Source organism: Comamonas nitrativorans (assembly GCF_042654765.1).
Taxonomy (GTDB): domain Bacteria; phylum Pseudomonadota; class Gammaproteobacteria; order Burkholderiales; family Burkholderiaceae_C; genus Comamonas; species Comamonas nitrativorans.
In genome coordinates, this window is sequence record NZ_JBHSEW010000005.1 from 52,326 (window position 1) to 75,316 (window position 22,991).

The window sequence follows — 22,991 nt, forward strand, 5'->3', positions numbered from 1 at the left end:
GATGGCCTGCCTGAAAACTCAGGGCCGCAACATGCGGCCCTGGCTTTTCTGGTGATGCTTTTTTAGTCTTTCAAGCGGTGCCCGCATTCCCCGCAGAACACGTCCGCATCGCCCACCTTGTGCTGGCACTGCGGGCAGGTGGCCGCTTCGGCAGATGCGGGCGGCAGGGTGAAGCGGGTGGGCAGGTCGGCGCTGGGCGCGGGGTCGTCCAGGAAGGCCGGTTGGTCTGCTTCCTGCGCGGCCTCGGCCTGTTCCCGGGCCGATTCTTCTGCGGCGGCCTGGGTGGCTTGCTCGGCAGCCAGTTGCTCTGCGGCGCGTTCTGCCGCCAGGGCGTCTGCGGCAGCCTGTGCCTGGGCGGCCTGTTCGGCGGCACGCTGGCGGGCGCGTTCCTTGGCTTCTTCTGCCACCTGACGGGCTTTTTCCTGGGCCTGTTCGGCGGCCAGGCGGGCTTTCTCCTGCGCTTCGCGGGCGCGGCGCTTGACTTCGTCCAGGCCGGCGTTCAGGGCGTTTTCACTGGCGCTGATGTCCAGGCCATCGGTGGCCGAGAGGTAGACCAGGTTCACCCCCATCAGGGCCACCTGCATCATCAGCGTAATGGCCAGGCCGAAGATCAGCAGCGTGGCCAGTGCGCCTGCGGCCACCAGGCCGCCTTCACCGCCGCCATAGCCCTGCATCATGGCTGAGAGGGCGCCCACGCCGCCAGCCAGGGCCTGCGGGCCGATCACCGATGTGGCGATGCCGGTCATGAACGCATACCCCGGCAGCAAGGCGCCGAACACCACCATGCCGATGAGCGAGACGACGACGTACAGTGCCAGGAACAGCGCCACCGTCGGCACCAGCCGGGTGCGGGCGACGGCCAGTACCAGCGACAGCGCCTCCTTGAAGCGGCGGCCTTCCCACACGGCGGGGGTGAACAGCGGAAGGCCCACCCACAACAGGGCTGTCAGCACGGCAGCGGCGACCACGACCAGCACCGGGTGCAGCAGGAACAGGAACAGCGGCCCGATGCCCGGAATCTTGCACAGGAAGTAGCCGATGGCGCCGACCAGCGCCAGTCCCAGCAGCACGACCAGTACCACCAGGTAGAAGCCCAGGAATTTGGGGATGCACCACAGCCCGGCCAGCAGCGCGTCCATCATCGAGCGCGGCGGGATGTTCTTGGCCTTGTCCATCAGCAGGATGCCCACGCCCGACAGCCCTGCGGCCATCAGCACCAGGGCCACCAGCCCCGTCAGGCCGCCCAGGACGCCGCCGGTGATGCCCCCCAGGCTGCCTGCCAGAAAGCCCCCGGCGACCAGCAGCAGCCCGGCGGCCACCCAGGTCAGAAACCCCAGGGCCATCGGGCGCCACTGGGTAAGCCCTTCGCTGGCGCGAAGCAATTGGCCAAAATTGACCTGACGCAGAGATTCGGAAGGCGGCATGGGCACGGCTTTCTAGAAAAAGGAACGGGGGTGCGGGATGCAGATACAAAGGAGACGCATTATAGGAATGCAGAATTTCTATCGGAGTTTTCTGCCCGGCAGCATAATTTCATCAAAAAACAAAGCGCTTTCCACTTGTCATGCCTTAGTTTTGTAGACGAACAACCTTAATATCATTCCATCATCAACGGTGACAGCTCTTAAAAAGAAAGCATTCATGACTTCCTCCCTCTCTATCGCTTTCATCGGCGGCGGCAACATGGCCAGCGCCATCATCGGCGGCCTGCTGCGCCAGGGCTGGCCGGCCAGCGCCATCACGGTGGTCGAGCCTTTTGCGGCGGCCCGCAGCGCTGCTCAGCAGCAGGGGCTGGCGGTATTTGCCGATGCCCCGTCGGCGCAGGCGGCGCTTGTCCAGGCGCAGGTCGTGGTCTGGGCCGTCAAGCCGCAAAGCTTTGCCGAAGCGGCCGCCCCCGTCGCGCCCTTCACCGCCGATGCCCTGCACCTGAGCGTGGCCGCCGGCATTCCCACCGCCAGCATGGCCCGCTGGCTGGGCACGCAGCGCATCGTCCGGGCCATGCCCAACACCCCGGCGCTGATCGGCCAGGGCATGAGCGGCCTGTACGCCTGCCCGCAGGTCGATGCCGCCGGGCGGCAGTGGGTCGAGCAGATCATGGCCGGCACGGGCCGCCACCTGTGGGTGCCGGAGGAAGGGCTGCTGGATGCCGTCACCGCCCTGTCCGGCTCCGGCCCGGCCTACGTGTTCCTGCTGCTGGAGGCCATGACCCAGGCCGGCACCGGAATGGGGCTGACGGCTGCGCAGTCCTACGAACTGGCCGTTGCCACCTTCCAGGGCGCAGCCGCCCTGGCCGCGCAATCGAGCGAGGATGCCGCCACCCTGCGCCAGCGCGTCACCAGCAAGGGCGGCACCACGCACGCGGCCATCACCCACATGCAGGCCACGCACATTCCTGAACACTTCATCGCCGCGCTGCAAAAAGCGCAACAGCGGGCGCAGGAGCTGGGGGCGGAATTTGGCGCTTGACAGGGCGATGCAAAGTCCCGTGAACGCACGGGAAAGCCGGTGGCCGCGTTTCGGCCCGTCAAAGATATCTTCCCCGGCTTGCGCTGGCTGGTTTCCTGGCGCTTTTGCATCGGCCTGCTAGGCCGCCAGTAAGAGCGTGTTCAATGTCTTTTCATGATGTCCGCAAGGCAGCCAACAGCCGCAATCTAGGCGCGTGCCGCAGGCCAGGCTGGTGGCCTGGTCAAGGTGCGCAACGACGAGTGCGGCTGTTGGCTGCCTTGCCCCAAGGGTTGCCCCGCCAAGACAGCATCTGCGGCGTTGCAAATCCTCGCCGCCCCACCAGGGCGTCTGCGGTTTGCGCCTTGCATCTGCCGCCTTGGCGGGGCAACGGACATCACGAAAAGACATTGAACACGCTCTAAGAATGTGCCGCATGATTTGCAGCGAAAACTGGGTGGAATAGCTCAAAATTGAGCTGTATTGATTCATTTTCGATCGCTTCGGCACGGGTTTATTTTTCGTGGTGTATAGACTTCGTAACTTTCGTAAAGGAGGTCATTGCCATGAAAATCAAACTGATACTTGCATCCCTTGCCGCCTTGTCGGCCTTCCAGGCGCAGGCCTTCGAGGTGACCAGCACGGACATGGCCGAAGGGCAGCCGATGGCGCAAGCACAGGTATTCAATGGGTTTGGATGCGAGGGACAGAACATCTCTCCGCAAGTTGCCTGGCGCAATCCTCCCGCCGGAACGCGGAGTTTTGCCGTTACCCTCTACGATCCGGATGCCCCAACGGGCAGCGGTTGGTGGCACTGGACCGTTTTCAATATTCCGGCCAGCGCAACGGGCCTGCCTCGCGGTGCCGGTATTGCTGCCGGTGCCAAGGCGCTCCCCCCGGGAAGCGTGCAGGGCCGCACGGACTTTGGCATGTCGGGGTTTGGCGGCGCGTGCCCCCCGGTCGGCGATCAGGCGCACCGATACCAACTCACCGTGTGGGCACTCGATACTGAAAAATTGCCCCTTGACGAGCAGGCCAGTGGCGCCATGCTCGGCTTCATGCTGAATGCCCATTCCCTCGGACAAGCCCGGCTGACCGCCCTGCACGGCCGATGAAGTCCACGAGTCGCCAGCCATGACGATCCAGTTCAGCCGGATCGAAGCCTGCCATGCGCACCGGATCCGCTGCGTCAAGATGTCGTTGCCGGGTCTGTGCCGGGTGAACCATGGCACGAAGCGCGTTGTTGTCGGCAAGGAAGAGGTCGCAATAACTGCGGGGCAGTGGCTCCTGCTGCCGCCGCACATTCCCCTGGAGATCGAGAACATCCCGGGGCCGCAAGGCTACAGCGCCAGCGTTCTCGGCTTTCCTCAATCGTTGTTGTCAGACTTTCGTCGTGCATTCGCGCAACACCTGCCGGCGCCCGTCCCGGCGACTTGCCTTGCACACTGGCGGGTGCCTCCGGACCCGCAACGAGACGCCGCCTGGGAGCGGCTGTCGTGCAGCCTGGCCGCCAGCGATGCCCCGGTGCTGCAACATCACCGGCTCAACGAAGTGTTGCTGATGCTCGGGCTTGCCGGATTGTTGTCGCCGCTGCTCAATCTTGCGGATGCAGGCCTGTCCGAGCGGATCAAGCAGCTCATCCTGTCGGACCTCGCTGGCGAGTGGTCGCAAGCGCGGGTAGCAGCGCATTGCTGCATGAGTGCCCCCACTCTGCGCCGCCACCTGGCGGCAGAAGGGCATACATTCCGGGTGATCCTGGAGGACGCCCGAATGGCCCAGGCCCTGCACTACGTGCAGTCGACCCAGCGTCCGATCGAAGCCATCGCACAGGCCTGTGGCTACGCCTCGCCCTCCCGGTTTGCCGTCCGCTTTCGGACCCGGTTCGGACTGTCCCCACGGTCATTGCGAAAGGCCATGCAACGATGATGGCTCCCCGCCCTCACCGAAGGCGGCCCGGGGCCTGCTGGCAGATCGGCCACTGAAGTCCTTTTTTCTGCCTGGCCACGGTTTTTTGATCGAGGCCATACAGTTTTCAGCGCAGTGCAAACCCCAGTGCCACCCCGGCAAACAGTGCTGCGCCTATCCAGTGGCTTTTGCTGAACGCGGTAAAGCAGCCGGGCCGCTGGCGGCTGCGGATCAGCGTGTAATGCCATGCCACCTGCGCCGCTGCCACGGCCAGCCCGGCCCACAGCGGCCAGCCCAGGCCGTAGGGCTGCAGCACCCAGGCCGTCAGCCCCAGGCAGGCGATGAAAAACGCCATCACCCCGGCCACATCGAACCGCCCCAGGGTGATGGCCGAGGTTTTCATGCCGATCTTCAGGTCATCGTCCCGATCGACCATCGCGTACTCGGTGTCGTAGGCCAGCACCATGCACATATTGGCCAGCCACAGCACCCAGGCGGTGGTGCCGACTTCGCCCACCACCGCCGCAAAGGCAATGACGATGCCGAAGTTGAACGCAATGCCCAAAAACGCCTGCGGCATGGCAAAAAACCGCTTGGTGTAGGGGTAAAGAATGGTGAACAGCACCGCAGGCACCGACCATGCCACGGCCTCCCAACGGGTCGTCAGCACCAGGCCCAAAGAAACCAGGGCCAGCACCGCACCGACCAGGGCGGCCTCTTTCACACCCAATTCCCCGCTGGTAATGGGGCGGGCCGTGGTGCGCTTGACGTGCTTGTCGAAGTTGCGGTCGGCAATATCGTTGATGGTGCAGCCCGCGCTGCGCATCAGCACCGTGCCCAGGCCGAACACCAGCAACAAATGCCAGCCGGGAAAGCCGTCTGCCGCCACCCACAGCGCCGTCAGCGTGGGCCACACCAGTACCAGCCACCCGGCCGGGCGGTTGAAACGAATCAAATCCAGATACAGCGCCAGCCTGGAGCGCGGCGCGGGGGGAGGAGAGGGAGCAGTCACGGACATAGGCGCCGATTGTGCGCAGAAAGACCATGCGATGCAGGGCCAGGAACAAAAAAGGGACATACCCTGCGGTATGTCCCTTGGCGCTGTTTTACCTTGGAGCGTAGCGCTTTAGAAGCGGTGACGCAGGCCGACAGTGATGCCGGTGCGGGTCTTGGCTTTGCTGATCCGGTCAATCACCAGTCGATCACCGCCGCTGACCTTGGTGTAGTCGATGGCAGCGTAGGCATCGGTGCGCTTGCTGAAGGCGTAGTCGGCAGCCACCACCATGAAGTTGGCATTGCCATTGTCGCCACCATCGCTGGAGCCGGATTGCTTGGCGCGGAAGAAGTGGGCGCCCAGGTTCAGTTGTTTGGTGGCCTGGTAGCCGAAGCCCACTTTGAACATCTGGCGCTTGTCAGCACCATTTTCAAAGTAACCGCCATAGAAGCCGCCATTGGTCTGGCCGCTCCACATCTTGTTCAGAATCTGGCGGTCGGTCAGGTAGTTCACATAGGAACCAGCGGTATTGCCAGTACCCACGGGCTTGAACTTGTTCAAGCCATAACCAGCGTTGAAATACCACGGGCCAGTGCGGTAGGAGCCACCCAGGGTGTAGGCATCCAGATTAGAACCACCGGGCAGCTTGGTACGCAACGCACCGGCCCCCAGGGACAGGCCATTGGCCGAGTAGCGCAGGAAACCGCCAAAGGTTTTCATAGCGCCCATGCCGACATCTTCCACGGTCTGTTTCAGCGGGGTGGTTCCCACCTGATCTGCATTGTTCAGGATAGCTGTTTGGATAGCTCCATGAGCGCCAGTAGCGGCACCCGTCACCGGGTGGAAAACATATGTGTTGGCATTGATGCCGTAGGCACCCAGTTGATCAGCCCTGAAAGCGAAATCTTGCACTGGCTTGGTATTGTTCTTCTCCCCAAACGAATACTGCAGCGTACCCACCCATTTGCGATCCGGCGTAGCCAGGGTGTACTTCAAGGCATTGCTGGTACGGGCGCCAGCAGCCATGCCCAGCTCGGGCTTGTAGGCATCCATGTAGGGCGAGTAGGGGAAGGAGGCGTAGGTGCTGGTCACCACGTCGAACAGCACGTTCCACTGGCGGCCCATGGTCAGGCGGCCATAGGGGCCTTGCAGGCCCACATAGGCCAGCTGGAAGAAGGGGGCGGTGGTGTCCTTCATGCCGGTGTCGGCGTTGAAGCGATGCTCCAGGTGGGCAATGGCCTTGCTGCCGCCGCCCAAGTCTTCCTCGACGTTGATGCCGAAGCGGCTTTGCGACATGCCGCCGCCGATCATCTTGGTCAGGCCGCTTTTGTCGGCGCCTTCGTTGGTGGTGTGGCGCACGGCGGCGTCAACGACACCCCACAGTTCGACTTTGCTGGGGGTGGATTGGGCCAGGGCTGCGCCCATGCCACATGCGGCCATTGCGGCCACGACTACGGTTTTCATTTGCATTGCTCTGTCTCCTTGGCTGTCAGTCACGAAATGCAAATCGAGTATAAAAAGCACATGCGTGCTAAAAATAACCTTGTTGTTTTTTGACCGCGCTGGTAAACCCTAGATTGCTTATCTTTTGTCAAGCTTGGCTGCAATAAAAGCATGTTGCAGCGCGGCAAAAACAGCCAAGCCCGCATAGGAGCGGGCTTGGCGGGGGATGAGAAAGGTGCTTGTGTTTTTTATTCTTCGAGGATGGAGCGCAGCATCCACGCGGTTTGTTCGTGCACGGTCAGGCGCTGGGTGAGCAGGTCGGCGGTGGGTTCGTCGTTGGCCTTGTCGGCCAGGGGGAACAGTTCGCGGGCGGTGCGGGCGACGGCTTCGTGGCCTTGCATGAGGATGCGCACCATCTCCAGCGCCTTGGGCGGGGTGGCCGGGGCATCGGGCAGGGAAGACAGTTGGCCGAATGCGGCGTAGGAGCCGGGCGCGACATGGCCCAGGGCGCGGATGCGCTCGGCGATGGGGTCGACGGCATTCCACAGCTCGGTGTACTGGCCCATGAACATGGCGTGCAGGGTGTTGAACATGGGGCCGGTCACGTTCCAGTGGAAGTTGTGCGTGGTCAGGTACAGGGTGTAGGTGTCGGCCTGCAGGCGCGACAGCCCCTGGGCGATGGCGGCGCGGTCTTTTTCGGTGATGCCGATGTGGATGTTGCTGCCTGCACGGGCCGGGGCGGCGGCTTTGGTGATCTTGGCAGTTTTTTCGGCCGCTTTGGCGACGCTGGCGGGGGCTGCTGCCGCAGCCGATTTCTTGGGGGATTTGGTTGCCATGGTGGGGTTCCTTTTTCCGTGAAATGGGCGCGGCATGGTGCTGCGCCTTGCAAATACTCTAGCAGGTTGAAAATACTGTAGCTGCTACCGCTTGCAACTAAAGAAATATGGGGTGTTTTATATAGATTTCCTATATGAAACGTGCGGATGCAGCTATTTTAATTCAAGCGTTCCACGCCCGACAGCGGACAGGCATAGACGGCGTTGCGCAGCGCCGCAATGGCTTCGTAGCGGGTGAAGCTGCGGCGCCATACCAGGGTGACGCGCCGCATGGGCGGCGGGCTGCCGTCGGGTTCGGTGATGGGCAGGTAGCGGATGTAGGGTTCATCCGCGCGGCGTCGGCGCGGGCTGGCCAGGGCGCCGGGCGGTACCGACAGGCGCGGCACGAGGGTGACGCCCATGCCGGCGGCGACCATGTGCTTGATGGTTTCCAGCGAGGAGCCTTCAAAGCTGCGGCGGATGCCTTCGGCGTTGCTGGCGTAGCGGGCGAATTCGGGGCAGACCTCCAGCACATGGTCGCGAAAGCAGTGGCCCGAGCCGAGCAGCAGCATGGTTTCGTTTTTCAGTTGCGCGGTGCTGATGCTCTCTTGCTGCGCCAGCGGGTGGGTGCTGGGCACGGCGGCCAGAAAAGGCTCGTCGTACAGCGGGGCGGTGGCCAGGCCGGTATCCGGGAAGGGTTCGGCCAGGATGGCGCAATCGATTTCCCCGGTGCGCAGCATTTCCAGCAGCTTGACGGTGAAGTTTTCCTGCAGCATCAGCGGCATTTGCGGCGTGCGGGCGATGGACTGGCGCACCAGATCGGGCAGCAGGTAGGGGCCGATGGTGTAGATCACGCCCAGGGTGAGCACCCCGGCCAGGGGGTCTTTGCCGCGCTTGGCGATCTCCTTGATCTCGGCAGCCTGGTCGAGCACGCTTTGCGCCTGGCGCACGATGTCTTCGCCCAGGGGGGTGATGGTGACTTCGTTGGAGCTGCGCTCGAAGAGCTTGATGTCCAGCTCGTCTTCCAGTTTCTTGACGGCGACCGAGAGGGTGGGCTGCGAGACAAAGCAGGCTTCGGCGGCACGGCCGAAGTGCTTTTCCCGGGCCACGGCGACGATGTATTTCAGTTCGGTGAGCGTCATGGATTCATCCGCATTTCAAAATTACGCAGGGGTATAGCACATCTGGATACAAATCATGGAATGCCACCGTGCTACGCCTTCAGATACTCGGCTTTGCTGCCCAGCCAGCGTTCGATGTGCTGCCGGGCCTGCAATGGATGGTGGAGCAGCATTTGCGGGGCCAGTTCCCGCGCCCATTCCAGGAGGGCCAGATCGTGCTCCAGATCGGCAAAGCGCAGCAGGGCCGCGCCGGACTGGCGGGCGCCGAGGAATTCGCCGGGGCCGCGGATCTCCAGATCGCGCCGGGCGATCTCGAAGCCGTCGTTGGTTTCGGCCATGGCCCGCAGGCGTTCCTTGCCGGTGTCGGAGAGTTTGCCGCTCTCGCCCACCGAATACAGCAGCACGCAGGCCGAGGCCACCGCCCCGCGTCCGACGCGCCCGCGCAGCTGGTGCAGTTGCGACAGGCCGAAGCGCTCGGCGTGTTCGATGACCATGAGGGAGGCATTGGGCACGTCCACCCCGACCTCGATCACGGTGGTGGCCACCAGCAGGCCCATCAGGCCGCTGGCGAACATTTCCATCACCGCCTTTTTCTCCGCCGGTGCCATGCGCGAGTGCAGCAGGCCGACGAGCACGCCGGGCAGGGCTTCGCTGAGTTCGGCGTGGGTGGCGGTGGCGTTGCTCAGGTCCAGGGTTTCGCTTTCCTCGATCAGCGGGCAGACCCAGTAGACCTGCCGCCCCTGGGCCAGTTGCGTGGCCAGGCGCTCGATCAGCTCGTCCTTGCGGCTGTCGGGCAGCACGCGGGTGACGATGGGGGTGCGCCCGGGCGGCAGCTCGTCCAGGATGGAGACGTCCAGGTCGGCGTAGTAGCTCATCGCCAGGGTGCGCGGGATGGGGGTGGCGCTCATCATCAGCAGGTGCGGCTCCAGCCCCGCATGGGCCAGCTTCTGCCGCAGCGCCAGGCGCTGGGCGACGCCAAAGCGGTGCTGCTCGTCGATCACGGCCAGCGCCAGGTTGTGGAACTGCACCTGCTCCTGAATCACCGCATGGGTGCCGACGACCAGCGCGGCCCGGCCGCTGGCAATCACTTCCAGCATGGCGGTGCGCTCTTTCTTCTTCTGCGCCCCGGAGAGCCAGGCGACCTGCTTGTCCAGGGGGGCCAGGATGCCCTCCAGCCAGCCGACCAGCTTGGCGAAGTGCTGCTCGGCCAGGATCTCCGTCGGCGCCATCAGGGCGCACTGCCAGCCAGCGGCAATGCAGCGCATGGCGGCCAGTGCGGCCACCACGGTCTTGCCGGAGCCGACGTCGCCCTGCAGCAGGCGGTGCATGGGCTGGGCGCGGGCCATGTCGGCGGCAATCTCCTGCGTGACCCGCTGCTGCGCCGCCGTCAGGCTGAACGGCAGCGCCGCCAGCAGCTGCGTGACCACCTCGGTCTGCTGCGCCGAGGGCTGCAACTGCGGGGCACGCAGGCGTGCGCGTTCCTGCCGCGCCTGGTATTGCGAGAGCTGCTGGGCCAGCAATTCTTCCGCCTTCAGGCGCTGCCAGGCGGGGTGGCTGTGGTCTTGCAGGGTGTCCAGCGCCACGTCGGGCGTGGGGTTGTGCAAAAACAGAAGTGCCTCGCGCAGATTGGGCAATGGTTTCAGGCCATTTTCTTGCCAATAGTTAGGAATGGGGGGCGGTGCGTGCTCCGGTAATGTTTCCGGCAAGGCCACCCGCTGCAAGGCGCTGGCCACGGCGCGGCGGATATACGCCTGCGGCAGGCCGTTGGCCACGGAGTAGACCGGGGTGAGCGCCTGCGGCAGCGCCCCTTCGGGTTTCTTGTAGGTGGGGTGCAGCATTTGCCGGCCCCAGAAGCCGCCCTTGACCTCCCCGCGAATGCGCCAGCGCGTGCCCACGGCCATGGCCTTTTGCTGCGAGGCGTAGAAGCTGAAGAACGTGAGCTGGCAGGTGGCGCTGCCGTCATCGACGGTGAGCTTGAGCATCCGCCGGGGGCGCAATTGCACCTCGCAGGCGGTGACGGTGGCCTCGATCTGCACGGTATCGCCCTCGCGGGCGTTTTTCAGCAGGGTGATGCGCGTTTCGTCCTCGTAGCGCAGCGGCAGGTGCAGGGCCAGGTCGATGTCGCGCACCAGCCCGAGCTTGACCATGGCCTGCTGGGCAGGGCTGGGTTTGGCGGCCTTTCTGGCAGCGGCTGGGGCAGGGGGATGATCGGGCGCAACCGACATGAATTCTTAACAATTACATTCGCCATGAAGATGCGGGCACAGGCTACCATGCCGAAAGGTGTTTTTCCGGTTCAAGGCTCTTGCATAGGTTGTGGCATGTTCAAAAAGGTCACCGTTCAGCAGTTGCGGTTGGGGATGTATATCCACGCCCTGGGGGGGGCGTGGATTCATCACCCCTTCTGGCGCAGCACTTTCGTGCTCGACGACCCGCAGGACCTGCAGCAATTGCGCTCCAGCACGGTGCCCGAGGTGTGGATCGACCTGTCCAAGGGGCTGGACGTGCTGGACGATAGCCAAAGCCCCGACCACCCCATCGAATCGACTCCGCCCGAGATTGCCGCCCCGGAGCTGCTGGGCACTGCTGCCACGCCCCTGGCCCAGGAGCTTGCCCAGGCGCGTGCCCTGTGTGCCGAGGCCCGCGATGCCGTCATGGACATGTTTGGCGAGGCCCGCATGGGCCGTGCCGTGAACATGGCGAGAAACACCATCCTGGTGCAGGAAATCACCAATTCGGTGCTGCGCAACCCGGACGCCCTGATCAGCGTGGCCCGCCTGAAAACGGCGGACGATTACACCTATATGCACTCCGTGGCGGTCAGCGCCCTGATGGTGACGCTGGCCCGCCAGATCGGCTACGACGATGCCCAGGTGCACCGTGCCGCCATGGCCGGGTTGCTGCACGACATCGGCAAGGCCCGCTCCAACCTGGCGATCCTGAACAAACCCGGAGCGCTGACCGACGGGGAGTTCGCGCACATGAAGCGCCATCCGGCAGCGGGGTACGAACTGCTCAGGCACACCATCCACGATGAAGCCGTCCTCGACGCCTGCCTGCACCACCACGAGCGCATCGATGGCCGGGGCTACCCCGATCGACTGCAAGGCGACGCAGTCTCCGAACTGGCCCGCATGAATGCCATTTGCGATGTGTACGACGCCATCACCTCGAACCGGCCCTACAAGAAAGGCTGGTCCCCGGCCGTGGCGCTGCAGCGCATGGCCCAGTGGTGCAACGGGCACCTGGACAGTTATCTTTTCAGCGCTTTTGTCAAAGCCTTGGGCGTCTACCCGATCGGCAGCCTGGTGCGTCTGAGCAACGGCGAGCTGGCCGTGGTCTATGCGCCGTGCCAGGACAATCTGCTGGCCCCCAAGGTCGTGCGCTTTTACGACACTGCGGGCGGCCAGTACCTGTCGCCGCCGCAGCCGACGGACTTGTGCTGTGTGGCCAACCTGCGCATCCTCCAGCGCGAAGACCCGGAGCACTGGTCTTTTCCCGACCTGGACGCCATCTGGCAGGCTGCCGCTGCGCAGGAAACGGCGCGGCCGGCCACGATCCGTGTGGCCTAGGATTCCTGGAGCGTGAACACGTTTTTATTTTTGCGCCTGCCAGCGCTCCCAGCCGTTGGCGCGTAAGGCGCACGCCGGGCATTGCCCGCAGCCGGCGCCCCAGGCGTGGGGCGTGCGCCGGCCCAGGTAGCAGGTGTGGCTGTCCTGCACGATCAGCTCGATCAGTGCCGGCCCGCCCAGATCGAAGGCCAGTTGCCACACCGCCGCCTTGTCGCGCCACATCAGCGGGGTGCCGATGCGCAGGCGCCGCTCCAGCCCCAGGTTCAACGCCAGCTGCATGGCCTTCATGGTGTCGTCGCGGCAGTCGGGGTAGCCGGAAAAGTCGGCCTCGCTCACCCCGGTGACCAGCACTTGCAGCCCCCGGCGGTAGGCCAGCGCCCCGGCCAGCGTCATGAACAGCAGGTTGCGCCCGGGCACGAAGGTGTTGGGCAGGCCGTCCTGCTGCATGGCGATGGCCACGTCGTCGGTAAGCGACGAGCCGCCGATCTGCCCGATCACATCGACGTTCAGCACATGGTCTTCGCCCAGCCGCGCGGCCCAGGCCGGGAACTGCGTCCGCAGGCGCTGCAGCACCGTCTGGCGGGCCTGCAACTCGACGCTGTGGCGCTGGCCGTAGTCAAAGCCCAGGGTTTCCACATGGGCGTAGTGGGTGAGGGCGTGGGCCAGGCAGGTGGTCGAGTCCTGACCGCCGGAAAATAAAACCAGAGCGCGTGTGTGCATGGCGGCGATTACACCACCGCGCTGCCGGGCGCTGGCTAGAGTAGGTGCTTTTTGCGGGAGGGACAGCCATGCTGCAACTGCTTATCGGCAACAAAAACTACTCGTCCTGGTCGCTGCGCCCCTGGCTGGCGCTGCACGGGCTGGGCATCGCCTTCGAGGAAGTGCCGCTGCGCTTCGACGGCTTCGGGATGGATGCGCAGTTCAAGCAGCGCCTGCGCCGGTTCACCCCCAGCGGCAAGGTGCCGGTGCTGGTGCTGGACGGCGTGGCCGTGTGGGACAGCCTGGCGATTGCCGAAACCCTGGCCGAAGCCTTTCCCCATGCGGGCGTCTGGCCCGGTGCCCCGGCCGAGCGTGCCCAGGCGCGGGGGCTGTGCGCGGACATCCACAGCGGCTTTACCGCCCTGCGCCAGCACTGCCCGATGAACGTCGGCGCCCGCCTGCCCGCAGTGGGGGCCAGGGTGTGGCAAGAGCAGGCCGATCTGCGCGAGGACGTACATCACCTGCTGGAGCGCTGTGCCAGCCTGTTGCAAGACAGTTCCGGCCCGATGCTGTTCGGCGCCTTCGGCATGGCCGACGCCTATCTGGCCCCGGTCTGGCTGCGCCTGCAAACCTATGCGCTGCCCTGTGCCATGCCCGCCAGCGTGCAGGCTTACGTGCAGCGGGTGCTGGCCTTGCCTGCCCTGCAGCAGTGGTGCGCGGATGCTGCGGCAGAGAACGATTTCGTGCCGTTCCTGGAACCCTACCGCAGCGGCCCTACACTGCCGGAATGAAGATTTACCAAGTTGGCGGCGCGGTGCGCGATGCCTTGCTCGGCTTGCCGGTGCATGACCGCGATTGGCTGGTGGTGGGGGCCACGCCCGAGGAGATGGTGGCCCAGGGCTTTACCCCGGTGGGGCGGGACTTCCCCGTCTTTTTGCACCCGCAAACGCACGAGGAATACGCCCTGGCCCGCACCGAGCGCAAAAGCGGCCATGGCTACCAGGGCTTTACCGTCTACACCAGCCCCGACGTGACGCTGGAAGAAGACCTGGCGCGGCGCGATTTAACTATCAATGCCATAGCTGCCCCCGCAGACTGGACGGGCGCTGAGGCCGTTTTCGACCCTTATCACGGCGTGGCCGACCTGCACGCCAAGGTGCTGCGCCACGTGACCGGGGCGTTTGCCGAAGACCCCCTGCGCATCCTGCGCGTGGCCCGTTTCGCCGCCCGGCTGACCGACTTCACCGTGGCCCCGGAGACGATGGCGCTGATGCAATCCATGGTGCAGGCGGGCGAAGCGGCCCACCTGGTGCCCGAGCGGGTGTGGCAGGAAATCAGCCGGGGGCTGATGGAGGCCCGGCCCGAGCGCATGTTTGCCGTGCTGCGCGAATGCGGGGCGCTGGCCGTGCTGCTGCCCGAGCTGGATCGCCTGTGGGGCGTGCCCCAACGCGCCGACTACCACCCGGAGGTGGACACCGGCCTGCACACCATGCTGGTGCTGGGCCAGGCCGTGCAGCAGCAGGCGCCGCTGGCCGTGCGCTGGGCTTGCCTGGTACACGACCTGGGCAAAGGCACCACGCCCGCCGAGGTGCTGCCGCGCCACATCGGGCATGAGCAGCGCGGGGCCAAGCTGGTGCGGCAGGTGGGGGAACGCTGGCGTGTGCCCAGGGATTGCACCGAGCTGGCGGAGCTGGTGGCTTACGAACACGGCAACATCCACCGCAGCCTGGATTTGTCGGCGGCTGCCCTGCTGCGCCTGCTGCAGCGCTGCGATGCGCTGCGCAAGCCCGAGCGCTTTGCCCAGGCGCTGTGGGCCTGCGAATGCGATGCCCGGGGGCGCTGGGGGTTTGAGGACGCGGCGTATCCGCAGCGGGCGCGTTTGCAGCAGGCGCTGGCGGTGGTGCTGGGCGTGGCCACCGGGCCGATTGCGGCGGGGGCCGTGGCTGCGGGGAAGAAGGGGGCGGCCATTGGGCAGGCGGTGGATGCGGTGCGGGTGCAGGCGTTGGCAGCGACGCTGAACAAGCCGCCGCTTTGACACAGGCCGGGATACGTGATGTGTGAAAGTTGCGCAACCAAGTGTCCTGGCGATTGAGCAGAGCAAGTGAAGGCCGGGAAGTCATAGTGCTTCGGCGTCCTTGTCGTTCTCCAGACGTTCCGCATCTTTGCGACCGAACAGCCAGAACATGGCGGGTGTCAGGAACGTATCCAGCAGTGTTGAACTGATCAAGCCGGAGAAAATCACCACGGCCACTGGATGCAGCACTTCGGTGCCAGGCTGTTCTGCTTCGAACAGCAGCGGCGCCAGTGCGAAGGCCGTGACCAGTGCCGTCATCAGTACCGGACTCAGCCGTTCGAGGGAGCCACGGATAATCATCCGTTGGTTGAAGTCCTCGCCTTCGAAACGCATCAGATTGATGTAGTGGCTGACTTTGAGAATGCCGTTGCGCACCGAAATACCGGCCAGCGTAATGAAGCCCACGAGTGCGGCTACCGACAGGGGCTGGCCAGACAGCCACAGACCGATGACCGCACCGACCAGGGCCAGCGGGATGTTCACCATGATCAGCGCGGAGAGGGTGATTGACTTGTAGCGGCTGTACAGCACTATGAACATCAGTCCCAGCGACACGATGGAGAGCAGGCCGACGAGCCGTGATGCTTCTTCCTGCGCCTGGAACTGGCCCCCCAGAGTGATGAAGTACCCCTCCGGCAACTTGGTTTGGGCAATGGCCTGGCGGATATCCGCGACGACGTCCGAAAGTGGCCGTTCCGAAGCATTGGCCGACAGCACGATGCGTCGCTTGCCATCGTCGCGGCTGATCTGGTTGGGGCCGTCCCCGTCCTCGATCGTTGCCAGCTTCGAAAGGGGAATCCGACCTGTCGGAGTTTCGATCAGTATCCTGTTCAATCCCTTGATCGAGCGTGCTTCCTCAGGGAGCCTGACCACCAACGCAAAGCGCCGTCCACCTTCAACGATCTGGGCAATTCTCTCGCCCTCAACCAACGATTGCAGCGTGGCCAGAACCTGCGGGGCAGGTACGCCGTATCGGGCAGCAGCGGCATAGTCCACATGTACCTTGATTTGTGGCGCAAGCACCTGCTTTTCGACCTGCAGGTCGGCGATGCCGGGGATGGATGACAGCTGCTGTCGCAGCGCCTCGGCCTGTCCCCGCAAGGCATCGAGATCTTCGCCGAAGATCTTGATCGCGATCTGCGAGCGCACACCGGAGAGCATATGGTCGATCCGGTGCGAAATCGGCTGTCCGATCTCGATGGCTGCCGGCAGGTTCGCCAGGCGGGCCCGGATGTCGGCCCGGACTTCATCCATGCTGCGGGTCAGTGCGGCTGGCGGTTTGAGCCCCACGTCCAGTTCGCTGACATGAACGCCCTCGGCATGTTCGTCCAATTCTGCACGTCCGCTGCGCCGCCCGACGTGCGTGACTTCGGGAACCTGGCTGACCAGAATTTCGGCCTGGCGTGCCACGGCAGAGCTTTCCGAAAGCGTGACCCCGGGATTGAGCCGCAGGCCGATCAGCAGGGTTCCTTCATTGAAGGGAGGCAGGAAGGTCGTTGGAAAGAATGGCACGACCGTCATGGCCGCCACGACTGCGACGCCTGCTGCGGCAAGCGCAGCCTTCGGCCGGTTCAGTACGGCTTCCAATCCATGGCGATAACGCACCTTGAGCCAGGCAAGCACCCGGGTGTCACCATGGTCGAGATTTTTCATGCGTGGCAGCAGATAGAAGCTCAATACAGGTGTGATCGTCACCGATACCACGAGCGATGCCAGCGTCGAAATGATGAAGGCGATGCCAAGCGGTACGAACAGTTTGCCCTCCAGCCCCGGCAAAGCGAATAACGGGATGAACACCAGCACGATGATGACCGTGGCATAGAGAATCGCCGAACGCACCTCCATCGTGGCACGGCCCACCACTTCCAGCGGGAGCAGCCTCTTGTCGGAATGCTTCGCCCGATCTTCCTTCAAGCGGCGCAATACGTTCTCCACACCGACGACGGCATCGTCCACCAAGCCGCCGATTGCAATCGCCAGCCCCCCGAGGGTCATCGTGTTGATCGACAGGCCGAAGTAGCGAAAGACCAGGGCGGTGATGAAGATTGAAACGGGGATGGCCGTCAGCGCGATGATGGTTGGCCGCAAGGTTCCAAGGAAGAAGAACAGGAGCACAGCGACAAAAACGGAAGCGCCGATCAGCTTGCCCTGCAGCGTGGTGATCGAAGCCTCGATGAAGCTGGCCTGCCGGAATGTGACGCGGGGTGCCTCCATGCCGACGGGCAGCGAGGTCTGGAGTCCGGCCAGTGCTTCCTCGATGGCTGTGGTCAAGGTGATCGTGTCGGCGGTAGGCTGTTTCTGTATGCCCAGGATCACTGCCGGCTTGCCTTCGAAGCCGGCATCACCGCGTTTGATGGCTGCTGCAAAGGTCACATCGGCAACCTGATGCAGCAGGATGGGTTGTCCCTGGCTGGCGGTGAGGGCAAGATTTTTCAGGTCATCCAGGCGTGACGTGCGTCCGATGTTGCGAATCAGGTATTCGCGGCCGTTCAGTTCCAGGAATCCCCCAGAGGTGTTCGCTGAAAAACCCTTGAGCGCCGCTTCGAGTTGATCGTGCGAGATGCCCAGATCGGCCATGCGGGCTGTGTTCGGCTGCACCTGGAACTGCCGTACCTCGCCGCCGATGGGGATCACCTGCGCCACGCCGGGCACCGACAGCAATCGGGGACGCAACACCCAGTCGGCATACTCGCGCACGGCCATCGGGCTGATCTTTTGGGGATCCACGGGAATGGCGATCTGCATGATTTCCCCCATGATCGAGCTGATCGGGCCCATCCGGGGCACGACGCCTTCGGCCAGACCTTCTTCCATCGAGGCCAACCGTTCGGACACCAGTTGCCGTGCCCGGAAGATGTCGGTGTTCCAGTCGAACGTGACGTAAAGGAAGGACAGACCGGCCGACGAGGTAGAGCGCACCGAATCGACGCCGGGCAACCCGTTCATCGTTGTTTCCAGCGGGAAGGTGATGAGTTGTTCCACCTCCTCGGCGGCCATACCGCCAGCCTCGGTCATGATGGTGACCGTAGGCTTGTTGAGATCCGGGAACACATCAACAGGTGTTTGGGAGAGCGTGAATGCGCCGTAGGCCATCAGGACGACGCTGGCGATGATCACCAGCAGCCGGTTGGCAAGGCTGTTGTGGAGAAGCCATTTGAACATGCAGACTCCTCAGCGCACTTGGTTGATCAGGGTGGCGCCTTGCGTTGCCACGCGGTCGCCAGCGTTCAATCCGGAGGTGACCGCCACGTTCACGCCGTCCAGCGGCTCGACCACCACAGGGCGAGGTTCGAACCGTTCCGGGGCGACTTTCACCCAGACGATGGTCTGGTTCGCCGGATTCTTCATGAGCGAGGCCACCGGCACGGCAATACCGTTGATCCTGTCCTTGCCCTGCACGAAGACTTGCACCGGCTGGCCGACTGCCAGAGCCGACAATGCGGTGCCCTCTGCCCGAAATACCAGAGGCAGCGCTTGTTCACGCAGGCTGCGTGCGGCACCGACGAACGTCAGTGGCACGCGCTCCTTGCCGACGGCAAGAGCGGCACTGCCGATATCTGCGCCTATTGCTGTATCGAAGGCCAGTGCCTCGATATGCAACCGGCTGGGGTCAATGATTTCGAAGACAAGTTCGCGGGCATCGACCACTTGGCCTGCGACAGCACTGGTTGAAGCAACGACACCCGAGACTGGCGCAACCAGGGGTTCACGGGTGGAAAGCCCTCCTCCAACGGCAGCGATACGGGCGGCCAGGCTGTGCACCTCGCTCTCTGCGGCCTCGAGATCCTTGCGCGGTACGGTATCGGCCAGCTCCTGCAAGCGTGTCAGGCGCTGGTCCGCCAAGCGCCTGGCTGCCTGCAGTTCGGCCAGTTGCGCAGCCTGGTTCGATCGCTCAATCGGAGCTATCGATGGCATGACATAGGCTAGCACCTCGCCCTTGCGCACGGTCTGGCCTGGACTGGGCAGGCCCTGCGGCCCTGGCTCAATGCGACCGGCGTTCAACGGCTGCACTTTGCCCCCTGCGTTGGGATCCATGACCACCTTGCCGTTCAATTCGACCGAGCGGGGCAGTCCGGCCGTTTGGGCAAGCAGGGTGCGTACGCCGAGTTGCCGCTGTGCGGGCTTGGGAAGGAAGACCCCCCCATCGGGCAAGCGTTGTGGACCATTGGAATTCACTACTGCTGGAGTGTCGCCGTGGTCGTGGCCTTCGCCAGACAAGGCCGGGACGGCCATACCCAGGGACAGTGCGGTTACGACTGTGGGAAGAACGTATTTCGGGATCATGCGGCACCTCCTGTGCGGCGCGAACGAGAGGACGCCATGCGGCGACCGAGAGTGAATAGGGTGGCAAATGCAGCGGCCAGTCCGGCAGCCCAGGCGGCATAGCGGGGCCAGGACCGGGTTTGATCGGCATGTTGTGCATCCTCGTCGTGGTGATCCAGCTCGCCAGTCAGAAGGTCAATGGCCTCTCCTGCCTTGACCGTGGCGGCAATGGGCAGCGTGCCCGGTACCGGTTCCGCAGCCAGCTCCACCTCGTAGAAATCTTCATGCGGCTGGGCTGCATGTTTTTCTCCTGCAATTTCGAGTTCGATTTGGGCATCGACCACTGGCATGTTGTCGGCGGTGCGATCCAGATAAAGCGTGATGTTTCTGCCGTTGAGTACGCCGACAAGCTCAAAGGTATCGGAAACGGCAGCAAATCGTGCCAGCGTAGGCCCGGAAGCGACAGGCGCTGCCTCACCGTGACCGTCATCGGCGTGCGTCGGCACAGACAGCAACAGGGCTGCAAGCCCCAATACTGCCAGGAGGGAAGGGAATTTCATGTTGGTTAATCCGAAGGAAGGAAAGAATGGCTGCTGCACGGCTTTCATTGCGGCAACAGGCCCAACGTCTGGTGCCATGCGGAAATCGCTGCAGCCAGTTCAACGCGGCTGCGTATTGCCTGGCGTGCGGCATCCGTGGCTTCGGCTTCGATGCGCAGCCGTGTCGGAAGGTCGGTTTCTCCCAGGTGGAAAGACTTTTCGAAGAAACCGCGTGCCTCTTGCGCCAAAGTGGCACGGCGCTCTGCCGCAGCGAGTTGAGCGCGTGCGGCATTGACGCGTGCAACGGCGGTATCCCGCTGCCCCTGCAAACGCGCCTGCTCTAGCGCCAGTTGTGCCCGGGCCTCCAGTGCCTCTGCCTGCGCGGCAGCGACACGGCCGTCATGGCGCGGTCCCGCACCGAACGGGACGCGAATGCCTACCGTGACCGTCTGGTCGTAACGCTCGCCGAATGCCCCACGGTCGCGGGTGGTGGACAACGATAGCTCCGGGTTGGCGCGTGACTGCCTGGCCGCCAGGGCTGCGGCGCGTTCGGCCACGGTAACGCGATCCTGCAGCTCGCTCAATGCGGGATGCGGATCGGGGGGCCTCGACACAGGCTCGGGTTCGGTAGGCGACAGGCCGACAGGTGACGCGGGAGCAATACCACCGGTCAATGCCTTGAGTTGCTCCAGCGTTGCAGTAGCGTCTGCTTCCAACTGTGCTACGCCAGCTTCGGCGGCAGCAACGGCGCCATCGGCCTGGTGTTGGTCCGCCCGAGCCAAGTCGCCGGCCTTGGCACGACGGGCAACATCGGCAGCGATGCGACGTGCGCTATCCATTTGTGCGCGTGCCATTTCCGCATCCATGCGGGCGAGCTGCCAGCTCCACCATGCTGAACGCACTTCGGCGGCCAGGCGCAGCCGTGCAGATGCCACACGGCTCTCCAGCGCAGCCGTTTCTGCATCCGCAAGCGTGCGACTGCTGCGCCGTTCGCCTGGCAGCCACAAAGGAATGGAAACACCGACCTCAATTTCACGTACACCACTGTTGCGGTTGAAACGATCGGTCTTGTTTGCCACCTCGATTGCCGGAGGTTCCGGCGTCCAGGCTTCTGCGGCACGCCGCTGTGCATGCACGGCATCCTGGCGTATCGACAACGCCTGGAATTCGGGCTGTTGCGCCCAGGCTGCGTCGAAAAGATCCTTCAGGCTCGTCGGCGGCGCCGACGATTGTGCATAGGTGCCGGTGCCTATGCCTGCAACGATGATGGCAAGCACAGCTTGCCGTAGACGGGTCAATATTCGTGATTTCGGATGCATCCGATACTCCAGTGCTTAGTGGGAAGACATGGGAGATCGGCGGGCTGTGGCCAGGTGACGGAGTCACGCACCGAAGTGCCCGCACAAGCAGGCGCTTCGATACAAACGGGATTCGGAAAGGAAGGAGCCCCGACTCGCCGATCAGGCGAGCTGGGCCCATTTGGGGCGCTCAGGTCTGGCAGTCGTGCAGGCCGACCATGACTCTGCGCCAAGAAGGATGGATAGTCCGTGGGACGATTCAAGCTGCAGCAGGCAGGCTTCAGTCAAGACGCCAGCGAAATGCCCATGGCAGTGCCCGCAATCGGGGCTTGTGCTGACCATGTTGTTGCTGCCGGAGCCTAGAGCATCTTCCGGTGACGCCTCGGGAGGCGTGAGGGTATGTCCGTGCAGGGAGCGGTCATGGTGCCCGAAATGGCCTGCCGTCACGCCCGGGCTATCGACACAGTAGCCAGCAACCACCGCCCAGGTTGCTTGGGTAGGCAGCAATACGAGCAGAAAGATGGCAAGCCAGCGGCGCATGAGGAAAGTGTAACGGTACGAGGTGGATTCGATGAACTATATGGCCTGGAAATTGTCCGGCATACCCTTCCTGGTGGCTTGCGAATGGTGCGGGTTGCAGGCGACCAAGGAGCGATTGCTTCAGCTACCGGAATACATCTCAAGCCGCGCACGCCGTGCTTGCGGCGTTTCGTTGCGCATTTCGTCGATCACTTGCTGGCGTGTTTTCGGGGCCACGGAACTCTCGACCGGCAGCGGCAATCCACGCTGGAGCAACATCAGCGAACCGTCCTTGCGGGCAGCCTCGACTTCTGCAATGACCTGAGCGCGGGTCTTGGCGCTTTTGAAATGGTCCGGGTGGTAGGTATAGCCCTGCTGGTTGTTTGCAGGATGCCAGATTGAATCGGCCTGGGCTGCCATTGGCAGTGCCATCGCCAGAATAACAGCCTGCAGTGCGACAAGGCGGGTGAGTTTTTTCATTGCATGATCCTTTGCAGTGTGTGATGGAAAAATCGATATGCCCGAAGGCATGGCTGCAATGTAGGAAACCGCACCGAACAGGAGTAGAACGTGAAAATGACAATTTGGACAGGTGGCGATAGGCCGGTCAAGAATCGGCGTGCCTCATGAAACTTCTCATCGTGGAAGACGAGGCCAAGATCGCCGGCTACTTGCGCAAAGGACTTGCCGAAGAGGGGTACGTGATCGACGTGGCAACAAACGGGATCGACGGTCTGCACATGGCTTTGCACGAAAGCTATGCCCTCATCGTCCTCGACACCATGCTGCCGGGCATTGATGGCTTTGGTCTTTTGGCAGCACTACGACAGAGCAAGCAAACTCCGGTGATCATGCTGACGGCACGCCACCGCATCGAAGACAGGGTACGCGGCTTGAAGGCGGGGGCGGACGACTATCTGGTCAAGCCCTTTGCCTTTTCCGAGCTGGTTGCACGCATCGAAGTGCTTCTTCGTCGCGCAGCCGGTACTGCACCGGCACCCGATGCGCTTGTCCTGGCGCTTGCCGACCTGCAAGTCGACCTCGGAAGGCGCCGCGCCACGCGAGCCGGGCAGCGCATTGACCTGTCGGCCAAGGAGTTTCAATTGTTGTCGCTTCTTTTGCGCCGCAAGGGCGAGGTGCTGTCGCGCACCGAGATTGCCGAGCAGGTATGGGATGTGAACTTCGACCATGGTACGAACGTGATTGACGTTGCCGTGCGACGGCTACGCAGCAAACTCGACCAACCGTTCGAGCATCCCTTGTTGCACACGGTCCGGGGTATGGGCTACGTGCTCGAAGAGCGGTAA

The 22,991-nt window shown here is 63.7% G+C and carries 19 protein-coding genes; 7 read left to right on the forward strand and 12 right to left on the reverse strand.

The window, feature by feature from the left end; all coding sequences use genetic code 11:
• Window positions 1-62 precede the first annotated feature (62 nt).
• A complete protein-coding gene (locus ACFO3A_RS06780; RefSeq protein WP_377725094.1) occupies window positions 63-1,424 on the reverse strand; it encodes a hypothetical protein in 1,362 nt (453 codons plus the stop codon).
• Between the two features lie 217 nt (window positions 1,425-1,641).
• On the opposite strand from ACFO3A_RS06780, the gene proC reads away from it, so the two are divergent.
• The 3 genes from proC (at window position 1,642) to ACFO3A_RS06795 (ending at window position 4,368) form a co-directional block, all read left to right on the forward strand.
• Window positions 1,642-2,466 carry a pyrroline-5-carboxylate reductase gene (gene proC / locus ACFO3A_RS06785; RefSeq protein WP_377725096.1) on the forward strand — a complete coding sequence of 275 codons (825 nt, stop codon included), beginning with the start codon at window positions 1,642-1,644 and terminating at the stop codon, window positions 2,464-2,466.
• A 542-nt stretch (window positions 2,467-3,008) separates the two neighbouring features.
• Window positions 3,009-3,557, forward strand: a complete 549-nt coding sequence (locus tag ACFO3A_RS06790) for a YbhB/YbcL family Raf kinase inhibitor-like protein (protein ID WP_377725097.1) — start codon at window positions 3,009-3,011, stop codon at window positions 3,555-3,557.
• A 19-nt stretch (window positions 3,558-3,576) separates the two neighbouring features.
• Complete coding sequence (locus ACFO3A_RS06795; protein WP_377725099.1) at window positions 3,577-4,368, forward strand: helix-turn-helix transcriptional regulator; 792 nt, start codon at window positions 3,577-3,579, stop codon at window positions 4,366-4,368.
• Window positions 4,369-4,474: 106 nt separating this feature from the next.
• Here ACFO3A_RS06795 and ubiA read toward each other — a convergent pair whose 3' ends face one another.
• From ubiA to recG, 5 genes are all read right to left on the reverse strand, one after another.
• Complete coding sequence (gene ubiA, locus ACFO3A_RS06800) at window positions 4,475-5,359, reverse strand: 4-hydroxybenzoate octaprenyltransferase (protein ID WP_377725100.1); 885 nt, start codon at window positions 5,357-5,359, stop codon at window positions 4,475-4,477.
• Window positions 5,360-5,473: 114 nt separating this feature from the next.
• A complete protein-coding gene (locus ACFO3A_RS06805) occupies window positions 5,474-6,805 on the reverse strand; it encodes a porin (RefSeq protein ID WP_377725102.1) in 1,332 nt (443 codons plus the stop codon).
• 227 nt (window positions 6,806-7,032) lie between these two features.
• Window positions 7,033-7,620: a Dps family protein gene (locus ACFO3A_RS06810; protein WP_377725103.1), complete on the reverse strand. Its 588-nt coding sequence runs from the start codon at window positions 7,618-7,620 to the stop codon at window positions 7,033-7,035.
• A 158-nt stretch (window positions 7,621-7,778) separates the two neighbouring features.
• Window positions 7,779-8,741: a LysR substrate-binding domain-containing protein gene (locus ACFO3A_RS06815; protein WP_377725105.1), complete on the reverse strand. Its 963-nt coding sequence runs from the start codon at window positions 8,739-8,741 to the stop codon at window positions 7,779-7,781.
• 71 nt (window positions 8,742-8,812) lie between these two features.
• On the reverse strand, window positions 8,813-10,945 hold the full coding sequence (gene recG / locus ACFO3A_RS06820; RefSeq protein ID WP_377725106.1) for an ATP-dependent DNA helicase RecG: 2,133 nt from the start codon (window positions 10,943-10,945) through the stop codon (window positions 8,813-8,815).
• A 96-nt stretch (window positions 10,946-11,041) separates the two neighbouring features.
• Between recG and ACFO3A_RS06825 the strand changes: the two genes are divergently transcribed.
• Window positions 11,042-12,292, forward strand: a complete 1,251-nt coding sequence (locus ACFO3A_RS06825; protein WP_377725108.1) for an HD-GYP domain-containing protein — start codon at window positions 11,042-11,044, stop codon at window positions 12,290-12,292.
• A 24-nt stretch (window positions 12,293-12,316) separates the two neighbouring features.
• Here the strand turns inward: ACFO3A_RS06825 and queC are convergent, their stop codons facing one another.
• Window positions 12,317-13,012, reverse strand: coding sequence for a 7-cyano-7-deazaguanine synthase QueC (gene queC, locus ACFO3A_RS06830; protein ID WP_377725110.1), 696 nt, complete (start codon window positions 13,010-13,012; stop codon window positions 12,317-12,319).
• A gap of 68 nt (window positions 13,013-13,080) precedes the next feature.
• On the opposite strand from queC, the gene ACFO3A_RS06835 reads away from it, so the two are divergent.
• Together ACFO3A_RS06835 and ACFO3A_RS06840 are read left to right on the forward strand one after the other, a co-directional pair.
• Entirely contained in the window at window positions 13,081-13,782 is a 702-nt protein-coding gene (locus ACFO3A_RS06835; protein ID WP_377725112.1) for a glutathione S-transferase family protein, read from the forward strand.
• Window positions 13,779-15,026 carry a multifunctional CCA addition/repair protein gene (locus tag ACFO3A_RS06840; protein ID WP_377725114.1) on the forward strand — a complete coding sequence of 416 codons (1,248 nt, stop codon included), beginning with the start codon at window positions 13,779-13,781 and terminating at the stop codon, window positions 15,024-15,026. The genes ACFO3A_RS06835 and ACFO3A_RS06840 overlap by 4 nt, the downstream gene beginning before the upstream one ends.
• 81 nt (window positions 15,027-15,107) lie before the next feature.
• Here the strand turns inward: ACFO3A_RS06840 and ACFO3A_RS06845 are convergent, their stop codons facing one another.
• The 5 genes from ACFO3A_RS06845 to ACFO3A_RS06865 all read right to left on the reverse strand — a co-directional run bounded on the left by ACFO3A_RS06845 (window position 15,108) and on the right by ACFO3A_RS06865 (window position 22,164).
• The gene (locus ACFO3A_RS06845; RefSeq protein ID WP_377725116.1) at window positions 15,108-18,227 is read right to left on the reverse strand and encodes an efflux RND transporter permease subunit; all 3,120 of its coding nucleotides are present in this window, start codon (window positions 18,225-18,227) and stop codon (window positions 15,108-15,110) included.
• Window positions 18,228-18,236: 9 nt separating this feature from the next.
• Window positions 18,237-19,349 carry an efflux RND transporter periplasmic adaptor subunit gene (locus tag ACFO3A_RS06850; RefSeq protein ID WP_377725117.1) on the reverse strand — a complete coding sequence of 371 codons (1,113 nt, stop codon included), beginning with the start codon at window positions 19,347-19,349 and terminating at the stop codon, window positions 18,237-18,239.
• Window positions 19,346-19,966, reverse strand: a complete 621-nt coding sequence (locus ACFO3A_RS06855) for a hypothetical protein (RefSeq protein WP_377725120.1) — start codon at window positions 19,964-19,966, stop codon at window positions 19,346-19,348. Before ACFO3A_RS06855 ends, ACFO3A_RS06850 begins: the two co-directional genes overlap by 4 nt.
• Window positions 19,933-21,186, reverse strand: a complete 1,254-nt coding sequence (locus ACFO3A_RS06860) for a TolC family protein (protein WP_377725123.1) — start codon at window positions 21,184-21,186, stop codon at window positions 19,933-19,935. The genes ACFO3A_RS06855 and ACFO3A_RS06860 overlap by 34 nt, the downstream gene beginning before the upstream one ends.
• A 639-nt stretch (window positions 21,187-21,825) precedes the next feature.
• Window positions 21,826-22,164, reverse strand: a complete 339-nt coding sequence (locus tag ACFO3A_RS06865; RefSeq protein ID WP_377725125.1) for a DUF4148 domain-containing protein — start codon at window positions 22,162-22,164, stop codon at window positions 21,826-21,828.
• A gap of 146 nt (window positions 22,165-22,310) precedes the next feature.
• On the opposite strand from ACFO3A_RS06865, the gene ACFO3A_RS06870 reads away from it, so the two are divergent.
• Window positions 22,311-22,991: a heavy metal response regulator transcription factor gene (locus ACFO3A_RS06870; protein ID WP_377725127.1), complete on the forward strand. Its 681-nt coding sequence runs from the start codon at window positions 22,311-22,313 to the stop codon at window positions 22,989-22,991.